A 22,474-nucleotide genomic window follows, 5' to 3' on the forward strand; every position below is an offset into this window, starting at 1 on the left:
CCCTAAGACCAAAATATTTTAATTTTGTTCTTGATAGTAAAGTTATTAACCCTAAATTAAAACTTTTTCGATGAAGAAAAATTTACACCCTAATCCGCAGAACTTACTGATTTCTTCAGTAAGCAAAAAACAAATTATTTATTTGATAAAATCTGAATTAGATCTAGGCTAAATGCTTTACTAAGTAATTAGTATGATTTTAAAGCCTTTTAATCGAGTGCTTAAAATCGACGTCTAACTAACGATTCTACCCTAAGCTCAAAACCTCTAAAGTCTTGTTCAAAAGGAGAATAAAAGTTGTAACCCTATTTTATAACCTTTTTCACGCCATGAAAAAAATTACACAATCACAAACGAAGAAATTCGACATTATTGCATTAGCAAATAAGTTGAACTCTAAAACCCTATTAACTTTTTTAGTTTTAGTTTTTATAAGTACTACTGGAATAGTTTCACAAAACACTTCTAATCCAACAGGTAAAGCAAGCATTAGACAAGCTAGTGGAGCTGTTGCCAAATCTGGTTCTAAAACAAACTACGAAGATTTTTTTAGTTTAGATACTTACTCTACAAATAGCAGAACAAATGTATGTTCTCCAGAAAGTTCATTGTTAATTACTGAAGCAAGTTCTTGGGGTATATCTAGGTCAACTATTAACGATAGTGGAATTCCTTCATTTTGTTTGAGTCTATATGATACAGCTCCAAAAGAAGATGATATATTTAATACGACTTTAAATCCTTTAGCTGATATTAGCTTTAATAACAGTAATTTATCTAATAGTTCTATTATTAACAAAGTACAGAAAGTAATGAGTTTAATGAAGCATAATTCATACGCTCCAAGCTCAACACCTTCTAGTCTAACAGATAATTTTTATAGAGCAATTGCAGTTGCAGTATGGCATTATACAGACAATTTAGATACAACAAATTACAACTATCAATGGACAGGTGCAGATGGCAACACCTATTCTGTTAATAATATAAAAACTTGGGTTAGTAATGGTACTTTAAGCGCTGCAGATGCTATTTGGTTAGTTCCTCAAAATAATGATAGACAACCAGAGGTTTTATTAAATGATAACACTTCTTCAGATTGTTGTCCTTCTTTACCTTCATTAACATTAAGTAGTGTTACTCCAACAAATAATAATGGTTCAGTAAAAATAAACTCATCAAATCGTACTCAATTTTACGGAATTAGTAGTTTAAATGCAGTAAGTTATGATGGCCCAACAACAATTGCAACTGCTACAGAATTACCAAATTCTTTACCAGCAACAATAATTTCTAATATTTCTGATAATGGTGGTACTTATATCATAAGAGCTTTTACTAACTATGATGACTGTTTTTACGACTATCAAATAACTGTTCCTGCAAGTACAGGATCTAATTGTATAAGCACATATGCTTCTTATCAAAGTGATGTAAATAGTGTTAACGGCAAAAACAATGTAGCTGGTGCTCCTGATGGAAACTTTGCAGAAATTCACAGCAGTAACCAACAATTAATTGTAGATTTTAATCAAACTTTTCCAGCTGGAACAGAATACATCATAACTTGGAGAGTAAGGAGTGGTGTAAATGGGACAGCTTATATAGATTTATCTGAATCTACTTCTTCTAATTCTGGATTTGTGAGTCATCCAACTACACCCCAAACAACATCAAATAGTTTTATTACCACTACAGTTGTTTCGAATTCAAGTTTTAGATATGTTGCTTTTGATAAAGGAAATATAAATCATACAGATTATGATTTAGATGCTGTAGAAGTTAAAGTTTGTGTTCCTTGTGAAGCAGCAGACAATACAACTACTTCAACTTCAATCAATGAAGGACAAACAAAAACATTAAGTGGTTCTCCTGCTGGAGGAACATTCTCTATCATTTCTGGAGGTGGATCTATTAACGGTTCAACATATACTCCAGATGATATTAATACAAATACTAACGTTGTAATTCGTTACTCAATTGCTGCAGACGGTTCTTGTGCTGCTTCTACAGATGATGTTACTTTTACTGTAACTCCTGTTTGTGATGTAGTCGCTGATAATACAACTTCAACTGCTTCAATTACGGAATCAGAAACAAAAACTTTAACAGGTTCTCCTGCAGGTGGAACTTTTTCTATTGTTTCTGGTGGTGGAACTATTAATGGCAATACATATACTCCAGATGACATTAATGGAGATACTTCTGTAACTATTAGATATACTATAGCTGCAGATGGCGATTGTGCTGCTACAACTGATGATGTTACGTTTACAGTAAAAGTTTTACAATCTGTAAATGTATCTAGTACTAATGTTACTTGTTATGGTTTAGATGATGGTACAATTACCTTCACTTTTGATGATGCTACCTCTAGGACTCATTTAGAGTTTAGTTTAGATGGTGGAGCAAATTATCTAGCACAAGTTGCAGATGATTCAGGCAGTGTAACATATTCAAATATTGCTCCTGGAACATATGATGTATGGGTTAGATGGGGTAATGACGAACTTCCTAGAGACCTAGGAGCAGATGTAACCATTTCTGAACCTGCTGAAGTAGTAGTAGATAATACAACAGCTACTGCAACTATTAATGAAGGGCAAACAAAAACATTAACTGCAACTCCTGCTGGTGGAACTTTCTCTATCGTTTCTGGAGGTGGAACTATTAATGGAAACATTTATACTCCTGCAAATATTAATACAAATACAACTGTAAAAATTAGATACACATTACCTGCTAATGGTACATGTGCAGCTATCTCTGATGATGTTACATTTACTGTAACTCCAGTTTGTATTACTGCTGATAACACAATTTCAACAGCAACTATTACTGAAAATCAAGCAAAAACTTTAAGTGGCTCTCCTGCTGGAGGAACCTTCTCTATTGTTTCTGGTGGTGGAACTATTAACGGAAACACCTATTCTCCAGATGATATCAACACAAACACAACTGTAGTTATTCGTTATACGATTGCTGCTGATGGTGATTGTGCTGCTACATCTGATGATGTTACTTTTACTGTAACTCCTGTTTGTGATGTAGTTGCTAATAATACAACTTCTACTGCTTCAATTACTGAAGGGCAAACTAAAACATTAACTGGTACTCCAAATGGAGGAACTTGGTCAATCGTTTCTGGTGGAGGAACTATCAATGGAACAACTTATACTCCAGCTGATATCAACACAAACACAACTGTAGTAATTCGTTATACGATTGCTGCTGATGGTGATTGTGCTGCTACAACTGATGACGTTACTTTTACTGTAACTCCTGTTTGTGATGTAGTTGCTGACAATACAACTTCTACTGCTTCAATTACTGAAGGTCAAACTAAAACATTAACTGGTACTCCAAATGGAGGAACTTGGTCAATCGTTTCTGGTGGAGGAACTATCAATGGAACAACTTATACTCCAGCTGATATCAATACAAACACAACTGTAGTTATTCGTTATACAATTGCTGCTGATGGTGATTGTGCTGCTACATCTGATGATGTTACTTTTACTGTAACTCCTGTTTGTGATGTGGTTGCTGATAATACAACTTCTACTGCTTCAATTACTGAAGGACAAACTAAAACATTAACTGGTACTCCAAATGGAGGAACTTGGTCAATCGTTTCTGGTGGAGGAACTATCAATGGAACAACTTATACTCCAGCTGATATCAACACAAACACAACTGTAGTTATTCGTTATACAATTCCTGCTGATGGTGATTGTGCTTCTACAACTGATGACGTTACTTTTACTGTAACTCCTGTTTGTGATGTAGTTGCTGATAATACAACTTCTTCAGCAAGAATCAGTGAAACAGAAACTAAAACTTTAAGCGGATCTCCTGCTGGAGGAACTTTCTCTATTGTTTCTGGAAGTGGTTCTATAAATGGAAACTTATATACACCTAACAATCTTATTTCTGATGAGAATGTAGTAATTCGTTATACAATTGCTGCTGATGGTGATTGTGCTGCTACAACTGATGACGTTACTTTTATTGTAGAAGCTTTACCTACAGCAACCGCTGTAAAAACAGATGTAACTTGTTACGGTTTAAATGATGGTACTATTACTATAACATTCGAAGACAATACTTCAAGAACAAACATTGTATTCAGTTTAGATGGTGGAAATAACTATCAAGCTAAAGTTAGTGATGCTTCTGAAAGTGTTACATACTCTAACTTAGCACCTGGAACTTACGATGTTTGGGCTAAATGGGGTGATAATGATTACCCAATTGATTTAGGTTCTGATTTAACCATTTCTGAACCTGCTGAAGTAGTAGTAGATAATACAACAGCTACTGCAACTATTAATGAAGGGCAAACAAAAACATTAACTGCAACTCCTGCTGGTGGAACTTTCTCTATCGTTTCTGGAGGTGGAACTATTAATGGAAACATTTATACCCCTGCAAATATTAATACAAATACAACTGTAAAAATTAGATACACATTACCTGCTAATGGTACATGTGCAGCTATCTCTGATGATGTTACATTTACTGTAACTCCAGTTTGTATTACTGCTGATAACACAATTTCAACAGCAACTATTACTGAAAATCAAGCAAAAACTTTAAGTGGCTCTCCTGCTGGAGGAACCTTCTCTATCGTTTCTGGTGGTGGAACTATTAACGGAAACACCTATTCTCCAGATGATATCAACACAAACACAACTGTAGTTATTCGTTATACAATTGCTGCTGATGGTGATTGTGCTGCTACAACTGATGATGTTACTTTTACTGTAACTCCTGTATGTGATGTGGTTGCTGATAACACAACTTCTACTGCTTCAATTACTGAAGGACAAACTAAAACATTAACTGGTACTCCTAATGGAGGAACTTGGTCAATCGTTTCTGGTGGAGGAACTATCAATGGAACAACTTATACTCCAGCTGATATCAACACAAACACAACTGTAGTTATTCGTTATACGATTGCTGCTGATGGTGATTGTGCTGCTACATCTGATGATGTTACTTTCACAGTAACTCCTGTTTGTGATGTAGTTGCTGACAATACAACTTCAACTGCTTCAATTACTGAAGGACAAACTAAAACATTAACTGGTGCTCCAAATGGAGGAACTTGGTCAATCGTTTCTGGTGGAGGAACTATCAATGGAACAACTTATACTCCAGTTGATATCAACACAAACACAACTGTAGTTATTCGTTATACGATTGCTGCTGATGGTGATTGTGCTGCTACATCTGATGATGTTACTTTCACAGTAACTCCTGTTTGTGATGTAGTTGCTGACAATACAACTTCAACTGCTTCAATTACTGAAGGACAAACTAAAACATTAACTGGTACTCCAAATGGAGGAACTTGGTCAATCGTTTCTGGTGGAGGAACTATCAATGGAACAACTTATACTCCAGCTGATATCAACACAAACACAACTGTAGTAATTCGTTATACGATTGCTGCTGATGGTGATTGTGCTGCTACAACTGATGACGTTACTTTTACTGTAACTCCTGTTTGTGATGTAGTTGCTGACAATACAACTTCTACTGCTTCAATTACTGAAGGTCAAACTAAAACATTAACTGGTACTCCAAATGGAGGAACTTGGTCAATCGTTTCTGGTGGAGGAACTATCAATGGAACAACTTATACTCCAGCTGATATCAATACAAACACAACTGTAGTTATTCGTTATACAATTGCTGCTGATGGTGATTGTGCTGCTACATCTGATGATGTTACTTTTACTGTAACTCCTGTTTGTGATGTGGTTGCTGATAATACAACTTCTACTGCTTCAATTACTGAAGGACAAACTAAAACATTAACTGGTACTCCAAATGGAGGAACTTGGTCAATCGTTTCTGGTGGAGGAACTATCAATGGAACAACTTATACTCCAGCTGATATCAACACAAACACAACTGTAGTTATTCGTTATACAATTCCTGCTGATGGTGATTGTGCTGCTACAACTGATGACGTTGCTTTTACAGTAACTCCTATTTGTAATGATCCAATCAATTCAGTTACTTCAAATTTAAACACTACTGAGAATACGCAATTAAACCTTAATAACACTAGTGTTTCAGGTGATGATTTAGTAACTGTAAGATTAAGAGTAAATAATGGAACTTTAAATGTTATTGTTAGAGTAAGTGGAACTAGAAATGATGTAAGAGTAAATGGTCCAGGCGACTTGTTAATTACAGGTAATGTAAGAACTATTAATTCTTATTTAAGTACATTAACATATACACCTAATACAGGTTTCTATGGTACAGATATCTTTACTATTGATTCTGGAAATAGTTGTGGTACTATTATTACAAATAACTACAACATTACTGTAAATCAAAATTGTGAAATAGCTGATAATACAACCTCTGATGCCGATATTACCGAAGGTCAAACTAAAACACTAACAGGAACTCCTGCTGGTGGTACTTGGTCTATCGTTTCTGGTGGTGGATCTATTAATGGATCTACTTATGCTCCTGATGATATTAATACAAATACAATTGTAGTAATTCGTTATACAATTGCAGCTGATGACACATGTTCTTCAACTTCAGATGATGTTACTTTTACTGTTACACCAGTTTGTGATGTAATTGCAGATAATGCTACTTCTGATGCTACAATTAATGAAGGTGAAGCAAAAACATTAGTAGGATCTCCTGCTGGTGGAACTTGGGCTATTATTTCTGGTGGTGGATCTATCAATGGAAACACATACTCTCCAGATGATATCAATACAAACACAACTGTAGTTATTCGTTATACGATTGCTGCTGATGGTGATTGTGCTGCTACAACTGATGACGTTACTTTTACTGTAACTCCTGTATGTGATGTGGTTGCTGATAATACAACTACAGCAACAACAATCAACGAAGGACAAACTAAAACACTAACAGGTAATCCTACAGGTGGAACTTTCTCTGTAGTTTCTGGTGGAGGTACTATAAATGGTAATATTTATACTCCTGCTGATGTATCTACAGATACAACTGTTATTATAAGATATACAATTGCTGCAAGTGGTTCTTGTGCTGCTTCTACAAGTGATGTTACATTTACTGTAACTGAAGGTAGTTGTACACAAACTCCTACTGAAGCTGCATTAGGTTTTAACGTATTTACTTTAGAAGGTTTACAATTATCTACAAATGAAACTGAAGGTAGTGTAGCTACTGGAGGAGACTTAACACTATCTGGAAACTACCAAATTACAACAAATGATCCTGGATCTTTCCAAGTGAATAATGTTCCTGTTGGCTTAGTTGTTGGTGGTAAAGTAAATTATCAATCAGGTAATTCATTACAGATTAACCAAAACACTTATGTGAAAATTGGAAATAGTAATGGATCTACAGTTTGGTATAAAGATCAAAACAATGCATTTTCTCCTATTAGAATTACTAAAAATTCTAGTTATAATTCTTCACCAAGAATTAACTTGCAAGCAAATGCAAATCAATTAAATGTTTCATCTACTAACAACCCTGTATTTGAAAGTAATGTTATAGATTTTGCAAGTGCTTTTCAAACATTAAGAGGTAATTCAACAAATTTATCTCAATATGCGAATAATGCACAATTAACAAATCCTAATGGACAGCCAATATCTAATACTAATTTACCAAATCAAGTAAAAATTAATTTACAAGCTGGTGTTAACTATTTAAATGTTACTGGTTCAGATTTAAATAATGTAAGTGTATTTACTTATAATAATAAGCCTAGTGCAACTAACATTTTAGTAATAAATGTAGATGCAGCTGGATCTTTTGACTGGTCTGTTTGGAATCAAGCAGGAGTTGGTCAGCAAGATGCACCATACATTATTTATAACTTCTATAATACAACTACATTAAATGTTGTAGGAAACTCTACAGTTGTGGGTTCTTTATTTGCACCATTTGCAGATATCAACAAAACTGTAAATCAATCTAATATAGAAGGTCAAGTAATTGCGAAATCTTTTAATCATTCTGGAGGTGAAGTACACTCTGCTAATTTCTTACCAGCTATTTCTGGCTGTACAACTAGCACAGGTATTGCTCCAACTGCTGAGTTTAATGTAAATAACAACAACCAATGTTTTGATGGTAATTCTTTCGAATTTACAAATACATCAAATACTGGTAATGTATCTCAACCAAATGATCCTATTACTTATGCTTGGGACTTTGGAGATGGAACTAGTAGCACTTTAATGAGTCCTACTAAATCATACGCAAATTCAGGTACATATACTGTAACCATGACTGCTACAAACAGTGTTGGATCAGATTCTACAACAACTCAAGTTATTGTAAAACAAGATTTAGACATCACTTTAACTACAAGCTCTGTTAGTAATGGAGATGGAAGTGTAACTAAAACATTCTCAATTGACAATCCTGCTAATTTTCAATCTTATGACTGGTCTTTACTAGCCTCTGATGGATCTTTAGTAGCTAATATTGGTACAAATGTAACAACAGCTACAGCAACAGTTTCTGATGCTGGTTTATACTATGTAGAAATTATTGCAGAAGATATTAATGGATGTACTAAAACTCATAGATTCTCTGTTACAGTAACTTCAGGCGAAGTAACAGGAGGTAATTCTGGAGGAGTTGAGTCTGAGTCTTTAGGTGATGCTATTTCTAAAATTTATGTAGGTAGAAAAAAGAATTCTGTACCTACTACTTTCGTAAAATCTGACGCAAATCTTTACAACAAAGCTAAGATGAAAGCTGAGCAGCCTTACCAAGGTAAAGGTCAAACTATGTTAGACATGTTCCCTACTGAGTTAGTAGCTGGTAATGTAGCTAATGTAACCTCTCCTACTGATATCTTAGATTACACTGTAGCTGATGAAGTATTGTCTGTAGATTTCTCTTTAGATGGTAAAACAAAAGGTGTAGTATTAGGAGTAAAAACTTCTGATAAAATCTATAACCATACCAAAGCTTCTTGTGATAGATTAAGAGGTGCTGAGATTTTAAACATTCAAACTGTACAGTTAGAAGGTTACAACTTCTTAATGCAAGGTATTAAGCAAAGAAATGGTGTAGTAGAATACGCAATCTCTTTTGCAACTGCTAAGAATAATAATGATACAAATTATACAATTCAAACTAACTGGTATGTTAACAACTACATCAAATTTAATGATGTGTATAACTTCCAAGTTTGGACAACTAATCCTGCTGATACTCAAAAATTAGTAGTAGATATTTTAAACAACTTAAAAGCATTTATTCCTGTAACTCAAACAGAAGTGCAGAAAGTACCTAAAACGTATGCTGCTAAAATCTCTAGAGAGAAAAACGAGTTGGTAGTATTATTAAGAAGTACTCAAAAAGGTTTAAACACTGAGATTTCTATGGAAGAAATCTACTCTGAGACTGCTAACAATGTGAAGTTTAGATATAACCCAGTAAACACTGAGTTAGAGCAAACATTAAGAGTAGATATTGCTGATGGTTATGAATATGATGGTTTAGTAAAAGTTGATGGTGAAGTAGAAGATGCTTTTTATCATGCAGATGGTAACTGGGGATTAGATTTCGATGCTAGCTATACTAAAATTAAAGATTACTTTGTATCTAATAGTTTTGATAGAACTTATCAAGATGATGAGCATGCAATCAATAGAAACGTAGCACTTAGAGCAACAAGTGACTTTGATTACCTAACATTATACAAATCTTTATTACCTGGTACTTTAGCTGCTGATTATTCTGAATACAACTATTTATCTTTCACTGCTAAAGGTTCTGGACTTATTGAATTAGGTTTAATTAAAAAATCTATCGAAGATTGGAAAGCACAATATAGAGTTATGGTAGATTTATCTGAAGAAGAGCAAACTTATTATGTTCCTTTTGACATCTTTACATCTAGTGCTAGTCAAGAAAATTTAACAGCTGAAGATTTAACAACATTATTATTTACCTTCTTACCTGTAGAGGCCCAAACTAAAGAATTAGATTTAACAATCTCTGACGTGAAGTTTACCAAAATTGCAGTAGAAGATCAAATTGTAAATAAAATTGAGAAGTTCGAAAACGAATTTATGGCATATCCAAACCCTTCTCAAGGTAATGTAAACTTGTTATTATTTAGTCAAGTAGATACTGAAGCAACTGTTACTTTAACAGACATCACTGGTAAGACTATTTACAAAGAAAACGTAAACTTAAATACTGGTAAAAACGAACTAGACTTTAACTTTAGAGTTAAAACTGGAGTTATGTTACTTAAAGTAGCTAGTAAAGAAACAAACTATGGTACTTCTAAAATTATTTTTAGATAAAACCTAAGCAAAATATCAATAGTCGAAATAATTTTTAGGGGTATTAATTTAAGACTATTGATCCCAAGAGCTGACGTAAGTCAGCTCTTTTTTTATGGTTAAAACCTAAAAAATAAGCTTTAAACTAATAATCTTTACACTCTTCTTAAATTTAAATAATTGATTTTCACGTAAATTACATGGCATCAATAATAAAAAATGTATATTTGCATTACCCCAAAATTTATTAATACCCTATTTCAACACTAGATTATATTTATAATCTACTAAAATGACACATCCCTAATGGATTACGTACATGGAATAACGGTTAATAAAAAGAACACTTCTATACTCAAAATTGGGGTAGTTTTCCTTTTAATTTTCTTTTCGACTTTAAACATTAATGCACAATGTGTAAATGCTACAGATTGTGATGGAGATGGAATATCAAATAGTATCGATTTAGATGATGACAATGATGGTATTTTAGATACAGATGAATTTAGCTGTCCTACAGTAGCATCTGGTTCAATTGTATCTTTTATAATTGACAGTAAGCCACAAACTACTTCTAGTAAAACTGTAAATTCTTTTTCTAACTCAGCATCACCTTTTTCTCAAAATACATCTTACACACTTTCTTACGGAACAAGCTTAGGAAAACGTTTAGAAGGTTTTGAGTTGAGCTCTGGTAATATCATTAAGGTAGATGAAGATGCATCTGTAGGTAATATTACATTTAGAAGAGCTACAAGTGGCTCTGCTCCTACCAATCAAATTATTTGGATCGAAAACGATGGTCATACAAACACAACGAACGCAACCCAATTACATACTACAGAAGTAAGTAATATGGCTGAAACTTTTTCTCACGGATTTTATAATGTTGGAAGTGATAATGTTTTTGATAATAGCACATCTTCTCAAAACAACAATAATATAGAAAGAGTAGATGTAGTTTTTGATGATGGATATTTCATCAACTCAAACAACAACCAATATGTAACTGTTGGTGAAAGAGGAAAAAACAATTTTATTGATATTGCAATTATTACAAGTATAGACAGTAATGGAACACCAACTTCTTACAGTTCTGTTTACAGAGTAACTACAGCCTCTATGACAACCATAGAAAAGTTACCCTCTACAGTTTTAAGAAAAGAAATTTCTGATACTGAGTTTAGACCAAGTACAGCACTAAATCAAGATGTAGCAATAAGAGCTGTTACATTCGCAGATTTTGGAGTTGCCAATGGCACTACCATTTATGGTTATTCAATTTTTCCTCCAGATTACAATACTTCTAATTTATTAGATTGGACAACTTTTCCGACAAATACAAACTCATCATTGGGTGGTTTAGATTTAGTTTTATTTAATTATTTTTCATCAGATTGTATTTATAGAGATACAGATGGTGATGGTTTGCCTGATAGTAAGGACACAGATTCAGATAATGATGGTTGTCCAGATGCTATAGAAGGTTTAGGAGCATATACATCATCAGAAGTAAACAACACTTTAGCAGGAGGTAGTAATGGTGGTAGTTTATTAAATTTTCCACCAACAATAAATAATAATGGAATTCCGACTGCTGTTGGAACAACCATTGGTGGTAATGAAACTTTTGGCCAAGCAACTAGCACTAATGTAGTTACAGCCGAACAAATTAACATAACTATATTTCCTACGAGTACAACAGTAAATAAAACTGATAATGCCACGTTTACTGCTGGAGCATCTTCCATATCTACTACAACTTTTGTTGCTGGTTCTCCAGATTACACAATTCCTCCAGGTACAAATACATCTGGAACCTTGAGTTACAAATGGTTTAAAAATAGCGCACCAAGTACAATTTTATCAACAGCAACTACTTTAAATATAAATGCTGCAACTATAGCAGATATTGGAGATTATACATTACAAATTATAGGAGTTGATAACAATTGTCCAGAAGAAGTTGTTTTTACATTATCTGTAAATGACACACCAACTACTGTTGATGATACTTTTAGCGTAAATGAAAACAGTTACAACAATAGTTTAGATGTTTTAAATAATGATACTTTTGGTAATGATGGGCCTAATACTGGCACAATAGTATTACCAAGTGGAAGCACAGCTAATGGAGGCACTGTAACAGTAGATGATGCAGGTACTCCAAACGATCCTACAGATGATAAAATTTTATATACACCATCTGGTTCTGCTGCAAATGATAGTTTCACTTACACTATTATTGATAGTAATGGAGATACTTCAACTGCAAATGTTAATTTAAGTATAAGCAGTGTTGTAGATTGTAATGATAGCCCAACAGCTCCTGCACAAGGTTTTAATGTGTTTGTAGAGCAAAATATGAATGTAAAATCAACAGAAACTAAAGGAAGTGTTGCTGTTGGTAGAAATTTAAATATTAAAGGAGACTATAATGTTGCTACAGATGATTGTGGAGATTTTGATACAAATGGACTAAAAACAGGCCTTTTAGTTGGTAACAAAGTAAACTATCCACTAAATACTGTGATTAACACTGCTGATGATATTTGCAATTGTGGAGATCCTACAATTGTAAATAATGGAAGTTTTGAAACTGGAGCAGTTACAAATACTTGGACATTAAAAGACGAAGCAGATATTCCAGGTTGGTATACAACAGCTACTGATAATAAAATTGAAATTTGGAAATCTGGTTTTCAGGGTAAAAATGCACAATCAGGAAATTATATTGCAGAAATTAATGCAAATCAAAGAGCTGCATTATATCAGGTTATTTGTGCAGAACCAGGCTCAGTTTTAAATTGGTCTATTTGGCATAGAGGAAGACGTGGCATTGATGTTGCCAATGTAAAAATAGGAGTTTCTTTAAACTCAGCTAGTATAGAAGAAACCATGAGTACAGATCAAAATGCTTGGGTAAATTATACTGGTTCTTACACTGTTCCTGCAGGTGAACACACTGTATATTTCGTTTTTGAATCGGTATCTAGTCAACCATATAACAATTTATCTTATGGTAATTTGATTGATAATTTTGAAGTTACCAAAACAACAACAGGAACATGTCCTGCAGGAGGTTCAAATCCTAATGGATTATTAACAGTTGTCAACCCAAATTACTATACTAAAATTGGTAAAAGCAGTGGTTCAGTTGCTTGGTATTTTGATGAGCAGAATGCAGCTGCAAATATGAGAGTAACTCCAAATGGAACTTATAATTCTTCTTCAAGAATTCAAATGAATAATAACTCTCCAACTTATGGAGTAAGTTCTGGTAATAATCCAGTTTATGAAATTAATTTAATAGACTTTTCGAGTGCATTTCAAAGCTTAAGAGCCAATGGTACAAACATGGCTTCTAATACTAATAATGCAACATTAGAAGATGATAATTCAAACCCAATTACTAATACTACCTTAACTAGTCAAACAGAAATAATTTTAAATAATGGTGTAAATTATTTAAACGTAACTGGTTCAGATTTAAATAGTGTAGATGGTTTAACCTTCAAAAATTCACCTTCTGCCAACAAAGTTTTAATTGTTAATGTAAATGCTCCAGGTAATTTTAATTGGGATGTTTGGGAACAAATTGGAATTACATCTGCAGAGAGTCCTTTTATATTATATAATTTTTTCAACTCAGATAAAGTAAATATTAGAGGTACAGAAGCTATTTATGGTACTATTTTCGCACCATCTTCTAAAATTAGAAAAGTAAACAATAAAGAAGATATCTATGGTCAAGTAATTGGTAAAACTTTCACACATGATGGAGGTGTTATACATTGTAACAAATTTGCTGCAACAAGTACTTGTCCTACTTTTGTTGGTGTAGCACCAAGTTCAGGATTTGATATTAACGTTAACCCACAATGTTTTGTGGCAAATGACTTTTCTTTTACAAATACAACCCAAATAATTGGAGTTCCACAACCAGAAGCACCTATTACCTACTCTTGGGATTTTGGAGATGGAACTACAAGCACTTCAATGGATGTTAGTAGTAAAGTATACTCAAATCCAGGCACTTATACTGTTGCATTAACAGCAACTAATATTTATGGTACAAGTACATACACAGAACAAGTAACTGTTTTACCTGTTTTAGAACCAATTGTAAGCGTTGTAAATTTACCATCGCCAACAGGTAAAATTATAAAACAATATACTATAGATAATGCAAGTTCATTTACAGATTTCTCATGGACACTTCCTGGTAATGGCTCCCAAAGTGGACCTGGTTTATTACAAAACCAAAATCCAATAACTTACGAATTTACAAATCCAGGCATGTATACCATTTCTGTAACTGCTACAAGTAATGATTGTACCACAACTATTGATGTTCCTGCTACAGTAACTTCAGGCGAAGTAACAGGAGGTAATTCTGGAGGAGTTGAGTCTGAGTCTTTAGGTGATGCTATTTCTAAAATTTATGTAGGTAGAAAAAAGAATTCTGTACCTACTACTTTCGTAAAATCTGACGCAAATCTTTACAACAAAGCTAAGATGAAAGCTGAGCAGCCTTACCAAGGTAAAGGTCAAACTATGTTAGACATGTTCCCTACTGAGTTAGTAGCTGGTAATGTAGCTAATGTAACCTCTCCTACTGATATCTTAGATTACACTGTAGCTGATGAAGTATTGTCTGTAGATTTCTCTTTAGATGGTAAAACAAAAGGTGTAGTATTAGGAGTAAAAACTTCTGATAAAATCTATAACCATACCAAAGCTTCTTGTGATAGATTAAGAGGTGCTGAGATTTTAAACATTCAAACTGTACAGTTAGAAGGTTACAACTTCTTAATGCAAGGTATTAAGCAAAGAAATGGTGTAGTAGAATACGCAATCTCTTTTGCAACTGCTAAGAATAATAATGATACAAATTATACAATTCAAACTAACTGGTATGTTAACAACTACATCAAATTTAATGATGTGTATAACTTCCAAGTTTGGACAACTAATCCTGCTGATACTCAAAAATTAGTAGTAGATATTTTAAACAACTTAAAAGCATTTATTCCTGTAACTCAAACAGAAGTGCAGAAAGTACCTAAAACGTATGCTGCTAAAATCTCTAGAGAGAAAAACGAGTTGGTAGTATTATTAAGAAGTACTCAAAAAGGTTTAAACACTGAGATTTCTATGGAAGAAATCTACTCTGAGACTGCTAACAATGTGAAGTTTAGATATAACCCAGTAAACACTGAGTTAGAGCAAACATTAAGAGTAGATATTGCTGATGGTTATGAATATGATGGTTTAGTAAAAGTTGATGGTGAAGTAGAAGATGCTTTTTATCATGCAGATGGTAACTGGGGATTAGATTTCGATGCTAGCTATACTAAAATTAAAGATTACTTTGTATCTAATAGTTTTGATAGAACTTATCAAGATGATGAGCATGCAATCAATAGAAACGTAGCACTTAGAGCAACAAGTGACTTTGATTACCTAACATTATACAAATCTTTATTACCTGGTACTTTAGCTGCTGATTATTCTGAATACAACTATTTATCTTTCACTGCTAAAGGTTCTGGACTTATTGAATTAGGTTTAATTAAAAAATCTATCGAAGATTGGAAAGCACAATATAGAGTTATGGTAGATTTATCTGAAGAAGAGCAAACTTATTATGTTCCTTTTGACATCTTTACATCTAGTGCTAGTCAAGAAAATTTAACAGCTGAAGATTTAACAACATTATTATTTACCTTCTTACCTGTAGAGGCCCAAACTAAAGAATTAGATTTAACAATCTCTGACGTGAAGTTTACCAAAATTGCAGTAGAAGATCAAATTGTAAATAAAATTGAGAAGTTCGAAAACGAATTTATGGCATATCCAAACCCTTCTCAAGGTAATGTAAACTTGTTATTATTTAGTCAAGTAGATACTGAAGCAACTGTTACTTTAACAGACATCACTGGTAAGACTATTTACAAAGAAAACGTAAACTTAAATACTGGTAAAAACGAACTAGACTTTAACTTTAGAGTTAAAACTGGAGTTATGTTACTTAAAGTAGCTAGTAAAGAAACAAACTATGGTACTTCTAAAATTATTTTTAGATAAAACCTAAGCAAAATATCAATAGTCGAAATAATTTTTAGGGGTATTAATTTAAGACTATTGATCCCAAGAGCTGACGTAAGTCAGCTCTTTTTTTATGGTTAAAACCTAAAAAATAAGCTTTAAACTAATAATCTTTACACTCTTCTTAAATTTAAATAATTGATTTTCACGTAAATTACATGGCATCAATAATAAAAAATGTATATTTGCATTACCCCAAAATTTATTAATACCCTATTTCAACACTAGATTATATTTATAATCTACTAAAATGACACATCCCTAATGGATTACGTACATGGAATAACGGTTAATAAAAAGAACACTTCTATACTCAAAATTGGGGTAGTTTTCCTTTTAATTTTCTTTTCGACTTTAAACATTAATGCACAATGTGTAAATGCTACAGATTGTGATGGAGATGGAATATCAAATAGTATCGATTTAGATGATGACAATGATGGTATTTTAGATACAGATGAATTTAGCTGTCCTACAGTAGCATCTGGTTCAATTGTATCTTTTATAATTGACAGTAAGCCACAAACTACTTCTAGTAAAACTGTAAATTCTTTTTCTAACTCAGCATCACCTTTTTCTCAAAATACATCTTACACACTTTCTTACGGAACAAGCTTAGGAAAACGTTTAGAAGGTTTTGAGTTGAGCTCTGGTAATATCATTAAGGTAGATGAAGATGCATCTGTAGGTAATATTACATTTAGAAGAGCTACAAGTGGCTCTGCTCCTACCAATCAAATTATTTGGATCGAAAACGATGGTCATACAAACACAACGAACGCAACCCAATTACATACTACAGAAGTAAGTAATATGGCTGAAACTTTTTCTCACGGATTTTATAATGTTGGAAGTGATAATGTTTTTGATAATAGCACATCTTCTCAAAACAACAATAATATAGAAAGAGTAGATGTAGTTTTTGATGATGGATATTTCATCAACTCAAACAACAACCAATATGTAACTGTTGGTGAAAGAGGAAAAAACAATTTTATTGATATTGCAATTATTACAAGTATAGACAGTAATGGAACACCAACTTCTTACAGTTCTGTTTACAGAGTAACTACAGCCTCTATGACAACCATAGAAAAGTTACCCTCTACAGTTTTAAGAAAAGAAATTTCTGATACTGAGTTTAGACCAAGTACAGCACTAAATCAAGATGTAGCAATAAGAGCTGTTACATTCGCAGATTTTGGAGTTGCCAATGGCACTACCATTTATGGTTATTCAATTTTTCCTCCAGATTACAATACTTCTAATTTATTAGATTGGACAACTTTTCCGACAAATACAAACTCATCATTGGGTGGTTTAGATTTAGTTTTATTTAATTATTTTTCATCAGATTGTATTTATAGAGATACAGATGGTGATGGTTTGCCTGATAGTAAGGACACAGATTCAGATAATGATGGTTGTCCAGATGCTATAGAAGGTTTAGGAGCATATACATCATCAGAAGTAAACAACACTTTAGCAGGAGGTAGTAATGGTGGTAGTTTATTAAATTTTCCACCAACAATAAATAATAATGGAATTCCGACTGCTGTTGGAACAACCATTGGTGGTAATGAAACTTTTGGCCAAGCAACTAGCACTAATGTAGTTACAGCCGAACAAATTAACATAACTATATTTCCTACGAGTACAACAGTAAATAAAACTGATAATGCCACGTTTACTGCTGGAGCATCTTCCATATCTACTACAACTTTTGTTGCTGGTTCTCCAGATTACACAATTCCTCCAGGTACAAATACATCTGGAACCTTGAGTTACAAATGGTTTAAAAATAGCGCACCAAGTACAATTTTATCAACAGCAACTACTTTAAATATAAATGCTGCAACTATAGCAGATATTGGAGATTATACATTACAAATTATAGGAGTTGATAACAATTGTCCAGAAGAAGTTGTTTTTACATTATCTGTAAATGACACACCAACTACTGTTGATGATACTTTTAGCGTAAATGAAAACAGTTACAACAATAGTTTAGATGTTTTAAATAATGATACTTTTGGTAATGATGGGCCTAATACTGGCACAATAGTATTACCAAGTGGAAGCACAGCTAATGGAGGCACTGTAACAGTAGATGATGCAGGTACTCCAAACGATCCTACAGATGATAAAATTTTATATACACCATCTGGTTCTGCTGCAAATGATAGTTTCACTTACACTATTATTGATAGTAATGGAGATACTTCAACTGCAAATGTTAATTTAAGTATAAGCAGTGTTGTAGATTGTAATGATAGCCCAACAGCTCCTGCACAAGGTTTTAATGTGTTTGTAGAGCAAAATATGAATGTAAAATCAACAGAAACTAAAGGAAGTGTTGCTGTTGGTAGAAATTTAAATATTAAAGGAGACTATAATGTTGCTACAGATGATTGTGGAGATTTTGATACAAATGGACTAAAAACAGGCCTTTTAGTTGGTAACAAAGTAAACTATCCACTAAATACTGTGATTAACACTGCTGATGATATTTGCAATTGTGGAGATCCTACAATTGTAAATAATGGAAGTTTTGAAACTGGAGCAGTTACAAATACTTGGACATTAAAAGACGAAGCAGATATTCCAGGTTGGTATACAACAGCTACTGATAATAAAATTGAAATTTGGAAATCTGGTTTTCAGGGTAAAAATGCACAATCAGGAAATTATATTGCAGAAATTAATGCAAATCAAAGAGCTGCATTATATCAGGTTATTTGTGCAGAACCAGGCTCAGTTTTAAATTGGTCTATTTGGCATAGAGGAAGACGTGGCATTGATGTTGCCAATGTAAAAATAGGAGTTTCTTTAAACTCAGCTAGTATAGAAGAAACCATGAGTACAGATCAAAATGCTTGGGTAAATTATACTGGTTCTTACACTGTTCCTGCAGGTGAACACACTGTATATTTCGTTTTTGAATCGGTATCTAGTCAACCATATAACAATTTATCTTATGGTAATTTGATTGATAATTTTGAAGTTACCAAAACAACAACAGGAACATGTCCTGCAGGAGGTTCAAATCCTAATGGATTATTAACAGTTGTCAACCCAAATTACTATACTAAAATTGGTAAAAGCAGTGGTTCAGTTGCTTGGTATTTTGATGAGCAGAATGCAGCTGCAAATATGAGAGTAACTCCAAATGGAACTTATAATTCTTCTTCAAGAATTCAAATGAATAATAACTCTCCAACTTATGGAGTAAGTTCTGGTAATAATCCAGTTTATGAAATTAATTTAATAGACTTTTCGAGTGCATTTCAAAGCTTAAGAGCCAATGGTACAAACATGGCTTCTAATACTAATAATGCAACATTAGAAGATGATAATTCAAACCCAATTACTAATACTACCTTAACTAGTCAAACAGAAATAATTTTAAATAATGGTGTAAATTATTTAAACGTAACTGGTTCAGATTTAAATAGTGTAGATGGTTTAACCTTCAAAAATTCACCTTCTGCCAACAAAGTTTTAATTGTTAATGTAAATGCTCCAGGTAATTTTAATTGGGATGTTTGGGAACAAATTGGAATTACATCTGCAGAGAGTCCTTTTATATTATATAATTTTTTCAACTCAGATAAAGTAAATATTAGAGGTACAGAAGCTATTTATGGTACTATTTTCGCACCATCTTCTAAAATTAGAAAAGTAAACAATAAAGAAGATATCTATGGTCAAGTAATTGGTAAAACTTTCACACATGATGGAGGTGTTATACATTGTAACAAATTTGCTGCAACAAGTACTTGTCCTACTTTTGTTGGTGTAGCACCAAGTTCAGGATTTGATATTAACGTTAACCCACAATGTTTTGTGGCAAATGACTTTTCTTTTACAAATACAACCCAAATAATTGGAGTTCCACAACCAGAAGCACCTATTACCTACTCTTGGGATTTTGGAGATGGAACTACAAGCACTTCAATGGATGTTAGTAGTAAAGTATACTCAAATCCAGGCACTTATACTGTTGCATTAACAGCAACTAATATTTATGGTACAAGTACATACACAGAACAAGTAACTGTTTTACCTGTTTTAGAACCAATTGTAAGCGTTGTAAATTTACCATCGCCAACAGGTAAAATTATAAAACAATATACTATAGATAATGCAAGTTCATTTACAGATTTCTCATGGACACTTCCTGGTAATGGCTCCCAAAGTGGACCTGGTTTATTACAAAACCAAAATCCAATAACTTACGAATTTACAAATCCAGGCATGTATACCATTTCTGTAACTGCTACAAGTAATGATTGTACCACAACTATTGATGTTCCTGCTACAGTAACTTCAGGCGAAGTAACAGGAGGTAATTCTGGAGGAGTTGAGTCTGAGTCTTTAGGTGATGCTATTTCTAAAATTTATGTAGGTAGAAAAAAGAATTCTGTACCTACTACTTTCGTAAAATCTGACGCAAATCTTTACAACAAAGCTAAGATGAAAGCTGAGCAGCCTTACCAAGGTAAAGGTCAAACTATGTTAGACATGTTCCCTACTGAGTTAGTAGCTGGTAATGTAGCTAATGTAACCTCTCCTACTGATATCTTAGATTACACTGTAGCTGATGAAGTATTGTCTGTAGATTTCTCTTTAGATGGTAAAACAAAAGGTGTAGTATTAGGAGTAAAAACTTCTGATAAAATCTATAACCATACCAAAGCTTCTTGTGATAGATTAAGAGGTGCTGAGATTTTAAACATTCAAACTGTACAGTTAGAAGGTTACAACTTCTTAATGCAAGGTATTAAGCAAAGAAATGGTGTAGTAGAATACGCAATCTCTTTTGCAACTGCTAAGAATAATAATGATACAAATTATACAATTCAAACTAACTGGTATGTTAACAACTACATCAAATTTAATGATGTGTATAACTTCCAAGTTTGGACAACTAATCCTGCTGATACTCAAAAATTAGTAGTAGATATTTTAAACAACTTAAAAGCATTTATTCCTGTAACTCAAACAGAAGTGCAGAAAGTACCTAAAACGTATGCTGCTAAAATCTCTAGAGAGAAAAACGAGTTGGTAGTATTATTAAGAAGTACTCAAAAAGGTTTAAACACTGAGATTTCTATGGAAGAAATCTACTCTGAGACTGCTAACAATGTGAAGTTTAGATATAACCCAGTAAACACTGAGTTAGAGCAAACATTAAGAGTAGATATTGCTGATGGTTATGAATATGATGGTTTAGTAAAAGTTGATGGTGAAGTAGAAGATGCTTTTTATCATGCAGATGGTAACTGGGGATTAGATTTCGATGCTAGCTATACTAAAATTAAAGATTACTTTGTATCTAATAGTTTTGATAGAACTTATCAAGATGATGAGCATGCAATCAATAGAAACGTAGCACTTAGAGCAACAAGTGACTTTGATTACCTAACATTATACAAATCTTTATTACCTGGTACTTTAGCTGCTGATTATTCTGAATACAACTATTTATCTTTCACTGCTAAAGGTTCTGGACTTATTGAATTAGGTTTAATTAAAAAATCTATCGAAGATTGGAAAGCACAATATAGAGTTATGGTAGATTTATCTGAAGAAGAGCAAACTTATTATGTTCCTTTTGACATCTTTACATCTAGTGCTAGTCAAGAAAATTTAACAGCTGAAGATTTAACAACATTATTATTTACCTTCTTACCTGTAGAGGCCCAAACTAAAGAATTAGATTTAACAATCTCTGACGTGAAGTTTACCAAAATTGCAGTAGAAGATCAAATTGTAAATAAAATTGAGAAGTTCGAAAACGAATTTATGGCATATCCAAACCCTTCTCAAGGTAATGTAAACTTGTTATTATTTAGTCAAGTAGATACTGAAGCAACTGTTACTTTAACAGACATTACTGGTAAGACTATTTACAAAGAAAACGTAAACTTAAATACTGGTAAAAACGAACTAGACTTTAACTTTAAAGTTAAAACTGGAGTTATGTTACTTAAAGTAGCTAGTAAAGAAACAAACTATGGTACTTCTAAAATTATTTTTAGATAAAACCTAAGCAAGACATCAATAGT

Annotated in this window: 3 protein-coding genes; all 3 read left to right on the plus strand. The window is 33.0% G+C overall.

Annotated features, from left to right (window positions below; all coding sequences use genetic code 11):
- Nucleotides 1-329: 329 nt before the first annotated feature.
- The 3 genes from LPB302_RS05170 (at nt 330) to LPB302_RS05180 (ending at nt 22,451) form a co-directional block, all read left to right on the plus strand.
- Entirely contained in the window at nt 330-10,313 is a 9,984-nt protein-coding gene (locus LPB302_RS05170) for a collagen-binding domain-containing protein (RefSeq protein WP_255164376.1), read from the plus strand.
- A gap of 285 nt (nt 10,314-10,598) precedes the next feature.
- Nucleotides 10,599-16,382, plus strand: a complete 5,784-nt coding sequence (locus LPB302_RS05175; protein WP_053972741.1) for a collagen-binding domain-containing protein — start codon at nt 10,599-10,601, stop codon at nt 16,380-16,382.
- A gap of 285 nt (nt 16,383-16,667) precedes the next feature.
- Complete coding sequence (locus tag LPB302_RS05180) at nt 16,668-22,451, plus strand: collagen-binding domain-containing protein (protein ID WP_074613576.1); 5,784 nt, start codon at nt 16,668-16,670, stop codon at nt 22,449-22,451.
- Nucleotides 22,452-22,474 lie beyond the last annotated feature (23 nt).

This window comes from Polaribacter dokdonensis (genome assembly GCF_024362345.1).
GTDB lineage: Bacteria > Bacteroidota > Bacteroidia > Flavobacteriales > Flavobacteriaceae > Polaribacter > Polaribacter dokdonensis.